Below are 10327 nucleotides of genomic sequence, written 5' to 3'. Positions count from 1 at the left end.
TTACACGAACGTAAATGAATGGTATACTAATTGAATATGAACTCGGCAATCAACCCGTGGAATCGGGACGTCGGAGTAGAGGAGGCAGCCACATTGGCAAAAGCAAAAGTAGCAAAAAGACCTACACGGGATGAGTTTGAACTTGAAGAGTTGGGAAATCAGCTGGTTGAAGCCTTTCGTGAACGTTCGGAAGTACTGTTGACGGTATGGGGCAAAGAAGATCAGGTGCAAGGAGTCATCGTCAAAATGGACTCTCGTACAAGACTCGTTCATGTAGAGTATACAGAAGAAGAGTTCACGGCAAAGGTACCTTTTCTGGATATCATGCGAGTACAATCTCCACGGTACTAAACGAAATGAACAGCATTTGAATAATTAGGGCATCCGCCCTGTCAAAGTCGTTCTTCCTGCATAAGATAACCCATACCTGTTGCAGAGGAGGTACGGTCAATGAGCGAAGTATTAGGTGGAGAAACAAGAGGCTACGGCTACGGAGGTTTCACTTCTGTAGGTGCTATTCTGGTTCTGTTCATCCTGTTGGTTATCATCTCCAAAGCGTTCTTGGTATAATTGTAGCATTCAAAATGGTTGAAAGAAGCTCTGCCACCTTGGCAGAGCTTTTTTATTTCAGATCTTGGATGGATGTTTGCGACTGAATATGCCATAGATAATTACGATAAGAACGGGATACAGTACGGCCCAGGAGATGTATTCAGTCATTGGCGAATTTTGTAGAAAATCGGTGTAAGTCCTGCTGACGTTATGTTAGAATATAACCATCCCTAGAGAAAGAAAGAGGTGTTTGGATTATGAGTAAAGAGTTAACAGAATCTTTAAATGAACAGATGAACTTTGAGTTTTATTCTGCTCATGTATATCTGGCTATGGCAGCATATTGTTCCAGCAAAAGTCTGGATGGATTCGCGAACTTCTTCATCGTACAGGCGGAAGAGGAACGATTCCATGGCATGAAAATATACAAATTCCTGAATGATCGTGGACAACGTGCCACACTTGCGGCTCTGCCAGAACCGAAGAATGAATATGCTTCGATGCTGGATGTATTTGAGCATGGTTATGCTCACGAGCAGCAAAACACGAAAAAATTCTATAATCTGGCTGACATCGCCTTGAATGAACGTGAGCACGCGACGATGTATTTCTTGAAATGGTTCATTGATGAGCAGGTTGAAGAAGAAGCGTTGTTTGACAACATTATTCAGAAGCTGCGCCGGATCGAAAAAGACAGCAATGCATTCTACATGCTGGATGCCGAGTTCGGCAAACGTTCTTTCGTTGCTCCTGCTGAATAACTAACGTAAGGGAGTCGAGAAGATTCCAGTGATAGAAGACCATTTACATACAGCATGATACCATATGCTGATTGAAGACGATAAAGCTTGCACTTGTGCAAGCTTTTTTTGCATGCGAAAATTTTTCGTTATTGGTTTGAATAGCTTGAATTGGAGCAAAAGTCTATCAAAATCCTGAATGTGGGTAATAGAGGATATGTCACAATTGATCTATCCTGGCGGGACCTTTATTTTGCTCAAATCTATCAAATTCGTATTAAATTTTAGGTTTATCTGACAAAAGTGTAACTCTACCGTAGCCTTTGAAACGAGAACAGGAGACGCTATCTTTGATAGTATTAGGATTAATCGCCAAGGGATGAAGGTAGAAAAACATGGACACCCGGGGAAATATAACACATAAGGGAGACTTTTAATTATGCTACATATTCGTAAATCTATCATGGTCACACTTGCAATTCTATTGATCATTCCACTATTACTGCCGCAGTCGGTATCTGCCAAATCTGCTACATCCAAGGAAAGCGCAAGCAAAGCGAGTTCCAAAATCATATACCTGACTTTTGACGATGGGCCAAGCGCTCACACGGGTCAATTGCTCGATATTCTGGATCAATATCATGCGAAGGCAACGTTCTTCATGCTGGGTCCTCAAATGGAGCAATTTCAGAAGGCTACCAAACGAATCGTAGCTGACGGACATGGATTGGGCTTGCATGGTGTGACTCATGTTCCAGGCAAATTCTATAAATCCGCATATAGCGGACTAAAAGAAATGCAACAGGCCAATGCAAGTCTGAACAAGGTTGCCGGAGTTAAAACAAGCCTCGTTCGGACGCCATACGGCAGTAAACCATACCTCAAGCCGGCGTTCCGTAATGTACTGCTTGGTCAGGGTGGATTCCATCTGTGGGATTGGAATGTGGATTCGGAAGATTGGAAATACAAGAAGGATCATCAGAAAGTCTATAACAGTGTAATGAAGCAGATCCACAATGTGCAAAAGAGCGGAACAACGCCTGTTGTGCTTATGCACGACCAGGAAGCGACGTTGAAGGTTCTGCCACAAGTATTGAAAACATTGAAGGCAGAAGGGTATCGTTTTGAAGTATTAAGCAAGAAAGTGCAACCGGTCAACTTCTGGAACGACAAGCGTTAATCTCTTCAATCTGTGGATCAGATCATAGATGGATCCGGACTACACACTGGACACAACTCACAACTAAGGAGGTGCACATCATGAAGAAACAACCATTATGGATCACCATTCCGGTAACGACAGCCGTTTTACTCGCTCTTGCAGGGTGTGGTGGACCGGATTCGAGTACTGCGTCATCAGAGAATGGTTCTTCTCCAACGACGACAGTGGGCGAACAGACCCAGACCGGAAGCGGTGGTGCTGATTTTTCTAATGAAAATGAAGCGGGAACCCAAGAGAACACGACCACAACGGATAGTCAAGAAACATCAGGATCGAAGGCGAATGACAACCAAGCTGCCACGGGTCAGTCAGATGTGAATGAGGTAATTCAGCAAATTCGTAATCAGTTGACGATAAAGAATGCATCTTTACCCACATCCTTTACGTTAGAGAAGGGCTCATATTTGAGTGCGGCAATACCGTCTAACACTGCTGATGCGTTTAAAGTAAACTTCTACGTTACGACTAAGCCTGTTGCCATTAATGATGCATCGTTAACTGCATCTGGCAGCAAGGTACCTGTACTGGCTTCCTATGAAGTGAAGACCTATAAGGACCCGGATCAGCCAGAAATTTTCCCTGAGACGGACCTGAAAGACATTCCAAACGATATGGCTGTGGATCTGGGACATGGTATTCAAGGTATGAGTGAAGGTGCGGCAGGAAGTCAATACCTGACTTGGCAAGAAGGTAGATGGACGTTACAGATTCGTTCGGTTTCCGAAGATGAAATGAATAATCCGGCTATTGCGAAAAAAATGGTGGAATATCTGGAGTCACATACATTGCCTGTACCAAAAGATAAAGGGTATATCAAGGTGGAATATCCAACTGGTGGAAAGTCTGTTCATGTAACGATTTCTTGGCAGGACGGTAATAAAATTCACCAGCTTAAGACCGATCAAGTACCATTGGAAGCCCTTGGTATGACAGTATCTGTGAAATCTTGAGCGCTACACGGATATTCTGCAATTGAATTGAGATGAATGCTGGAATGTTGTAATACACAAAAAAGCTTGGCCCAGGAGTGTTTAACTGGGCCAAGCTTTTTATTGTAAAGTATGTTATACGACTTGTGCAGCCGGTTTACGTGCTTACTTATGTTTTAATGGGTTAAAGCGGTACTTTCATTTGAACCACCCTTTTTCCTTGGAACGAGTGATGGCTTCAATGCGGTTACTGGCATTTAACTTGTTGAGAATAATGGAAATGTAATTCCGTACTGTGCCCGTTGTAATGAAGAGATGTCCGGCAATTTCCTTCGTGTTCTTCCCGTCTGCCATGAGGCCGAGAACAGCATTCTCCCGTTCCGTCAGGGGATTCTCTTCTACATAAGCCTCATCGACCAGGTCGGGAGCGAAGATTCTTCTGCCACTCATGACTTGGCGGATGGTTTCAGCCAGTTCTTCAATCGGACTATCCTTGAGCAGGTATCCACGAACACCGCCTTTGAGTGCACGTTCGAAATAGCCGGTTCGGGCAAAAGTGGTCAGAATAATGACTTTACAGTTCAAACCTTTCATCTCTTCTGCCGCTTCCAGCCCACTTTTGACGGGCATTTCGATATCCATCAGACAGATATCCGGGGTCAGTTCTCTGACAAGTGCCAGAGCTTCCTCTCCATTGCTTGCCTGTCCTACCACCTGCATGTCTTCTTCCAGATTAAGCAGGGAGGACAAGGCGCCCAGCATCATGCGTTGGTCCTCGGCGATTACAATGCTGATCATGTTGCATCCTCCTTTATTGGTTTGCGTGTCAGCTTAGGCACCTGAATGACGAGTTGTGTGTCTGTTTTGTCTGCTCCGGAGCGGAGATCCAGACAACCGTTCACAAATTCGAGCCGTTCCTTCATACCCAAAATGCCGGTACCGCGTCGATCCTTGTTGCGCGTGCGTTCTATGCCTACACCGTTATCCTGAACCGTTAAAATGTTATCAGACTGTGTCTCTTTAATAGTGATGGTGCATACCGTGGCCTGACTGTGCTTGACTACATTGGTGACGGCTTCTTTCAAGCACATGCCGAGTACATTTTCATTTAATTGCGATGTGTCTTGCAGCTTCGGATTGCCTTCCAGCCTAAATTCAATTGAAGCGGCCTTCAGAATCTGCTCTGCCCGGAACAGTTCATCGACCAATTGGGTACCACGCATGGTTGTTACCATTTCGCGTACTTCCTTCAGAGCTGTGCTTGCCGTTTGTCTGAGGTCATTCAATTCAATCTCGGCCTGATCGGGATTACTGCGGAGTAAACGCTTCGCTAGATCGGTTTTCAGACCAATCAGTGAGAGCTTCTGCCCAAGAGTATCGTGCAGGTCACGAGCAATACGCTGACGTTCTTCCATTTTCACGAGATCATCCAGTCGTTTGTTGGCATTCTCCAGTTGGCCTTCCAATTGTTCAGTCTTATTTTTATTATACGTACTAATCGGAAGCAGGATGGAGGCCATTAAGCTGATGAATACAAACGGGAACTGACTCACGAGCAATGAACTCTGATTGATGAAACCATAATTAATGGTCAGGAAACTGGCTCCCAAATTCACCGAATAGAGGGTGAAGAAACCGGCTTTATTTTTAATATTCCCAATAAAAAAAGCAAGAAACAATGAGAAATAGGCATAATCATAGGCGATCGTCATCGTAATGGATATGGCAATAAGCAGTCCAATCCACATGTACACTTGCCAACCCTTGGTGATGAAGGCAAGCAAATAACAGACGAAGAAGACGAGAATGATCACAATGCCGGTTACCATTGTCCATAATTTGGAATATTGTGAAATGTAATAGAAGGGCAAGATGAAAAATACAAGCCATACATAAGGGTTCAACCCTGTATTTTTATAAAAGATCTGCATCCACTTTTGAATGGAAATTCTCCTCCTCAACGTGCAATGTACTCAAACTTAGCCTGACTGTAGCATGACTTTGGCCTGAATACAAGAAAACGAATCCGACAGAGTAAAGGCTTCTCTGTCAGACCCGCTGGATTAGTTACTCGAATTGGCGGTTATACAAAAGCTTGCGGGATGAGGTTTTGAGCTGTCTGAAACTAATAAATTGTTTGGAATCTTCGTCCCACAGACGGAAGCGCAGGGCAACCAGACTGGAACGCAGTGTAATGGTCGTTGCTTTTTGCAAAGGCGGTGTTGCATTATGTGCCTCTTCCAGGAAATAGTTCGGTACACGCGGGCTCAAGTGATGCACATGGTGGAACCCGATGTTACCACTGATCCATTGCAACAATTTTGGCAACTTATAATAAGAACTGCCTTCAACCGCTGCTTTTACATAACTCCATTCATCTTCATGTTCAAAATACGTTTCTTCAAACTGATGCTGAACGTAGAACAACCAGATCCCGAAGAAACCGGAGAAGAAAAATACAGGAGCTTGCACCATAACAAAAGCCTGCCAACCGATTAACCAGCACATGAAGGCATAGAGCCCAATGATCAAGGCCGTAGTCAAGTGAGTGTTAATGCGTTCTTTACGTCTTGCACCTTTGCGGTTAAAGCGATAGGCCAGTATGAATACATAGATCGGTCCGATGCAGAACAATACGAACGGATTACGATAAATCCGGTAGAACAGACGACCCCAAAGGGAAGCTGCTTTGTATTCATCAACCGTCATGACCCAAATATCGCCTACACCACGTTTGTCGAGATTACTACTGGTTGCGTGATGGATGGAATGCTCGGCTTTCCATTGTTGATAAGGTGTCAAGGTTAATACACCTGTTATGGTGCCGAGAATGTCGTTGGCGCGTTTACTTTTGAAGAATGAACCATGACAGCAGTCATGAAAAATGATAAACGTTCGCAGTACAAATCCGGATGCCACGAGGGCAATCGGGAAGGTTAACCAATAGGAAACTGATAAGCTAAAGTAAGCGGCAGCCCATAGCAACACGAGCGGGAGTAATGTATTGATTAACTGACGGATACTTAATCTGAGATCATTTTTTTCATAAGGTGTTATTTCTTTTTTTAGCGCCATCTCTTTGGTTCTACTCATTGGATGTCCTCCTTCAATCGTTATATCTGTAACCAGCTATAACTTTCCGTTCCCCAATAGATTTTCCTTTAGGAAGCGTTTTTATCATTGTAAAACAATATGACCATGACAGTAAGTCATAAACGTCAGCCTTCTATAATGATGAACATCAATGATGGACCATGACATTTGTCATGGTGTAGGTGAGGGACTGGCTTTGCAGAAGAGGAAAAAGAGCGTTTATACAGATTCCTTTGCACAAATTACGCAACAATTTGTATTATGTATACAAATTTCGTTGTGGGCATGGTAAAATCTATCTTTGAGTGATTATGACAACTTATGAGATTGTCGATTAGGTTGATTTCTGATGGATTGGATGGAATGCATGATGAAGAAACGAATTACGGATATTCTATTTATTATGGCAGGTGCCTTTCTGTTTGCACTGGCGGTGAACCTGTTCGTGATCCCGAACGATTTAGCTGAAGGCGGCGTCACGGGCATTACGATTATTTTGTATTACCTGTTTGAATGGTCCCCGGGACTGATGAACTTGATCCTGAACGGTATTTTGTTAATTGTGGGATATCGGTTTCTCGATAAAACGACTACAGTGTATACGATCATTGCGGTTGTATTCAACTCGTTGTTCCTGCATCTGACGGAGAGCTGGACGATTGCATCAGATGAACTCTGGATCAATACCATCTTTGGTGGATTATTTGCCGGTCTAGGTATCGGTTTGATTGTTAGAGTGGGAGGCACTACGGCAGGTACAGTGATCCTGGCCCGGCTTGCCAATAAATATCTCGATTGGAATATCAGTTACGGACTTCTGTTTTTCGATCTGATTGTGGCCTTCTCGTCATTCTTCATCATTGGACCACAAGGTTTAATGTGTACCATTGTCCTGCTGTTTGTCGGAACCAAAACGATGGAGTTCATCATTGAAGGACTCAATCCGAAAAAGGCAGTTATGATTATCTCTTCCAAGCAGGATGAGATCGCAAAGCAAGTGATTGAGAAGATGGACCGCGGAGTAACCGTCCTGTCCGGTCATGGGTATTACACCAAAAATAAGAAAGAAATTCTATACATTGTGATTAGCAAGCAAGAAGTTTCCATGCTGAAGAAAATTGTACGAGCAGAAGATGAGATTGCTTTTATTACCATCCATGATGTGCGTGATGTATTCGGTGAAGGATTCATTGAACTCTCTAAGACCTAGAAATGATGCTCTTATATAGAAGAAAAAAGTTGCGGTGGAAGCTCACTGCAACTTTTTTTGTTGCGATCAGGGGACTAATACTGAACTTGTAACCTTGGACAAAAATTGATCTCGGTGATGTGGCAATATGATGTCATCTATTGGAGCATAAAAAGCTGTACACTCCCAAAAGGCGGTGATATATTGAATTTAATTAATTTGTTAATAAACTTAACTAACTATAAAGGAGGCGATAACATGGCTGGCACACCGCAATATATTCGCAATCTGAATGAAAATCTGATTATGGATGCTCTGATAACACAGGGAACCATGTCGAGAGCGGATATCAGCCGTCAGACCGGACTTAGTAAACCCACAGTGTCGTCGGCTGTCGAACATCTGATTGCCCGGAATCTGGTGAGGGAAACGGGGAGAGCTGACAACGCTCAGGGTCGCAAAGCAACCCTCCTCTGCTTTAATGAAAAGGCCTATTATGTCTGTGGTGTAGATCTTGGAGCAACACGTATTCGGATCGCATTATCCGATCTGAATGGAGAGATCATCGCTTATCGAACGTATCCCATGGTAGTCCAAGAAGCCAATGACCAAGCAGAAGCGATGATGCTGGAGCTTCTTCGAAGCTATATGAACGAATTGCTCGAGGAGACACATCTGAACTGGAACCAGATTCAGTGCATTGGGTTCGGCATACCGGGTGTAGTGCAGCCTGAATCGGGGCGTATTAATCGTATTGTGGACCCGTTAGCAGGTTTGGAACAGGCCTTCTCCCTTGAGTCGTTGTCTGGCGCATTTCCCTGTGAAGTAATCTTGGAGAATGATGTGAATCTTGCGGCGCTGGGGGAGTACAGGAGTGGTGCAGCAGCAGGCTATCCCTTGTTTATTTTTTTCTCCATCGGCACAGGAACGGGAGCTGGAATCATGGTGCATGGCCAACTACTTCGAGGTCTTGGTGGCTTAACCGGAGAGATCGCGGAGATGCTGATGGAAGATGGGCGCCGTCTGGAGGAAGTGTTGTCAGCTGATGGACTGATGCAACTGGCAAAACGACATCTTGATTCGCTTGATGAAGTATTGGAGGTTGCTGATTCAAATGCAAAAGCAGATGTAACTGTAACTGCGACTGTACATGTAGAAGATATCCGCACACACCTGACTCCGGAAAAGTTGTTTGAAGCTGCACGTAGTGGAGAAGCAGAGGCATTAGGGATTGTTAAACAATACAGCCAGATGATTGCTTCTGCTCTGCGTCAGATTAGCGTTGTGCTTGCTCCCAATCTCATTGTGCTTGGCGGAGGTGTTGGGGGGAACGGTGATGTGTTGCTGCCATTACTGAGACAGATCGTATCTGAGCAATTCCCGGTCCAGCCACAGTTAATCTGTTCCAAGCTTGGTGAGCAGGCTGTTGTCACTGGCGCGGTGCAGGTGGCCGTACAACAAACAATGCTAAATCTTCAGCAGGAAGCCATGGAATAAGAGAATGGATATATACATGTGAGGAGGGAAACGGGATGACAGAGTCCGTGAAAAACGTAAGTAAGGATTTTCAACCCAATCAAGGTGGTACGGTTAGTGGTATGACATCCGGCTGGATCGCAGGTATTGACATTGGAGGTACCAAAACATTAATCCTGTTGTCTTCACAGAAGGCTGGAAGTAAGGTTCATGAACGCCAGTTACCTACCCTTGTTAGTGATCAGCCGGATGTGTTTTTCCGATGGTTATTCGCTGAACTGGAAACGTTCTGCCGTGAGGTGGGGTGCAGTCTGAATCAACTTTCAGGTGCAGGTTTGGGATTCCCTGGTGTGATTCTGCAGGAGGAAGGAATACTGCGAAATGCTCCGGCTTTTCAGTGGCTTGAGCAAGATATTCGTCCTATTATTGCGAAGTATTACACCGGGAACATCATGTTGGATAACGATGTGAATATGGCCGCAATGGGAGAATATGATCAAGGGGCAGCGCAGGGACATCGCCATTGCGTGATGGTCACGGTTGGAACAGGCATCGGAGCCGCGCTTATCCTGAATGGACAGCTGTATAGCGGTCAGAATGGAGCAGCCGGCGAGATTGGGCATTTTATTGCAGGAGACGAAGGGCTTCATTCAGGTTACGTTGCGGATGCTGATTCATTTGGTGTATTCGAGCAAGCGACTTCAGGTACCGGAATTACGGAACAGGCGAGGCGGTATTTTGCTGATGGAAAGGGAAGTTCCTTATCCCTGATTATGGGTCTGGCAGGAGGAGAAGCCGAACAGATCGAAGCCAGGCATGTATTCAAAGCAGCCGAATCAGGTGATCTTGCTGCACTGGAGATCCTGGAGCTGCCCATGCGATATATGGCGAGAGGTCTGGCGAATATCACGGCTTTACTTAATCCTTCTATTATAGTTATCGGCGGTGGCGTAGCTGCATCCAACCCATCCTATTATCTAAATGAAGTGCGCACACGACTCCAACGTTACACCGTTCTACCTACACCTTTAGCTGTAGCTGAACTGGGGAACAAAGCAGGGGCAATCGGGGCATTGGCTGCGATCAAGTCGAGTCTGACACGCACATATTAAGAGAATAGGCGAAG

The 10327-nt window shown here is 44.7% G+C and carries 11 protein-coding genes; 8 read left to right on the top strand and 3 right to left on the bottom strand.

Annotated features, from left to right (window positions below; translation table 11 throughout):
• The first annotated feature begins 93 nt into the window (after positions 1 to 93).
• From FS628_RS01785 to FS628_RS01765, 5 genes are all read left to right on the top strand, one after another.
• Complete coding sequence (locus tag FS628_RS01785) at positions 94 to 351, top strand: YolD-like family protein (RefSeq protein WP_036608707.1); 258 nt, start codon at positions 94 to 96, stop codon at positions 349 to 351.
• A gap of 99 nt (positions 352 to 450) precedes the next feature.
• Positions 451 to 570, top strand: coding sequence for a hypothetical protein (locus FS628_RS01780; RefSeq protein ID WP_017688846.1), 120 nt, complete (start codon positions 451 to 453; stop codon positions 568 to 570).
• Between the two features lie 239 nt (positions 571 to 809).
• Positions 810 to 1313, top strand: coding sequence for a ferritin (locus FS628_RS01775; RefSeq protein WP_145318150.1), 504 nt, complete (start codon positions 810 to 812; stop codon positions 1311 to 1313).
• A gap of 418 nt (positions 1314 to 1731) precedes the next feature.
• Complete coding sequence (locus FS628_RS01770; RefSeq protein WP_145318147.1) at positions 1732 to 2472, top strand: polysaccharide deacetylase family protein; 741 nt, start codon at positions 1732 to 1734, stop codon at positions 2470 to 2472.
• Between the two features lie 80 nt (positions 2473 to 2552).
• Complete coding sequence (locus tag FS628_RS01765) at positions 2553 to 3464, top strand: hypothetical protein (protein WP_145318144.1); 912 nt, start codon at positions 2553 to 2555, stop codon at positions 3462 to 3464.
• 177 nt (positions 3465 to 3641) lie between these two features.
• On the opposite strand, the gene FS628_RS01760 is transcribed toward FS628_RS01765, so the two are convergent.
• The 3 genes from FS628_RS01760 to FS628_RS01750 form a co-directional block, all read right to left on the bottom strand.
• A complete protein-coding gene (locus FS628_RS01760) occupies positions 3642 to 4241 on the bottom strand; it encodes a response regulator transcription factor (protein WP_145318141.1) in 600 nt (199 codons plus the stop codon).
• Positions 4238 to 5374, bottom strand: a complete 1137-nt coding sequence (locus tag FS628_RS01755) for a sensor histidine kinase (protein WP_260870902.1) — start codon at positions 5372 to 5374, stop codon at positions 4238 to 4240. Before FS628_RS01755 ends, FS628_RS01760 begins: the two co-directional genes overlap by 4 nt.
• Positions 5375 to 5510: 136 nt before the next feature.
• Positions 5511 to 6536: a fatty acid desaturase gene (locus tag FS628_RS01750; RefSeq protein ID WP_145318138.1), complete on the bottom strand. Its 1026-nt coding sequence runs from the start codon at positions 6534 to 6536 to the stop codon at positions 5511 to 5513.
• 370 nt (positions 6537 to 6906) lie between these two features.
• Here FS628_RS01750 and FS628_RS01745 point away from each other — a divergent pair, with 370 nt between their 5' ends.
• The 3 genes from FS628_RS01745 to FS628_RS01735 all read left to right on the top strand — a co-directional run bounded on the left by FS628_RS01745 (position 6907) and on the right by FS628_RS01735 (position 10313).
• On the top strand, positions 6907 to 7746 hold the full coding sequence (locus FS628_RS01745; RefSeq protein ID WP_145321320.1) for a YitT family protein: 840 nt from the start codon (positions 6907 to 6909) through the stop codon (positions 7744 to 7746).
• 237 nt (positions 7747 to 7983) lie between these two features.
• Positions 7984 to 9222, top strand: coding sequence for an ROK family transcriptional regulator (locus FS628_RS01740; protein ID WP_186327689.1), 1239 nt, complete (start codon positions 7984 to 7986; stop codon positions 9220 to 9222).
• Positions 9223 to 9257: 35 nt separating this feature from the next.
• Positions 9258 to 10313, top strand: a complete 1056-nt coding sequence (locus tag FS628_RS01735; protein ID WP_145318132.1) for an ROK family protein — start codon at positions 9258 to 9260, stop codon at positions 10311 to 10313.
• The last annotated feature ends 14 nt before the right edge of the window (positions 10314 to 10327 follow it).

Origin of the sequence: Paenibacillus xylanexedens, assembly GCF_007676705.1 — a bacterium.
GTDB lineage: Bacteria > Bacillota > Bacilli > Paenibacillales > Paenibacillaceae > Paenibacillus > Paenibacillus xylanexedens_C.
Note: the sequence above shows the minus strand (reverse complement) of the source record. Positions and strands in the feature narration are given on the sequence as shown.

What these genes read in the sequence shown, in the direction of transcription:
- FS628_RS01745 (WP_145321320.1), top strand. Translation starts at nt 6,907, where the DNA reads ATGAAGAAACGAATTACGGATATTCTATTTATTATGGCAGGTGCCTTT.
- FS628_RS01750 (WP_145318138.1), bottom strand. Translation starts at nt 6,536, where the DNA reads ATGAGTAGAACCAAAGAGATGGCGCTAAAAAAAGAAATAACACCTTAT.
- FS628_RS01755 (WP_260870902.1), bottom strand. Translation starts at nt 5,374, where the DNA reads ATGCAGATCTTTTATAAAAATACAGGGTTGAACCCTTATGTATGGCTT.
- FS628_RS01760 (WP_145318141.1), bottom strand. Translation starts at nt 4,241, where the DNA reads ATGATCAGCATTGTAATCGCCGAGGACCAACGCATGATGCTGGGCGCC.
- FS628_RS01775 (WP_145318150.1), top strand. Translation starts at nt 810, where the DNA reads ATGAGTAAAGAGTTAACAGAATCTTTAAATGAACAGATGAACTTTGAG.
- FS628_RS01740 (WP_186327689.1), top strand. Translation starts at nt 7,984, where the DNA reads ATGGCTGGCACACCGCAATATATTCGCAATCTGAATGAAAATCTGATT.
- FS628_RS01765 (WP_145318144.1), top strand. Translation starts at nt 2,553, where the DNA reads ATGAAGAAACAACCATTATGGATCACCATTCCGGTAACGACAGCCGTT.
- FS628_RS01770 (WP_145318147.1), top strand. Translation starts at nt 1,732, where the DNA reads ATGCTACATATTCGTAAATCTATCATGGTCACACTTGCAATTCTATTG.
- FS628_RS01780 (WP_017688846.1), top strand. Translation starts at nt 451, where the DNA reads ATGAGCGAAGTATTAGGTGGAGAAACAAGAGGCTACGGCTACGGAGGT.
- FS628_RS01735 (WP_145318132.1), top strand. Translation starts at nt 9,258, where the DNA reads ATGACAGAGTCCGTGAAAAACGTAAGTAAGGATTTTCAACCCAATCAA.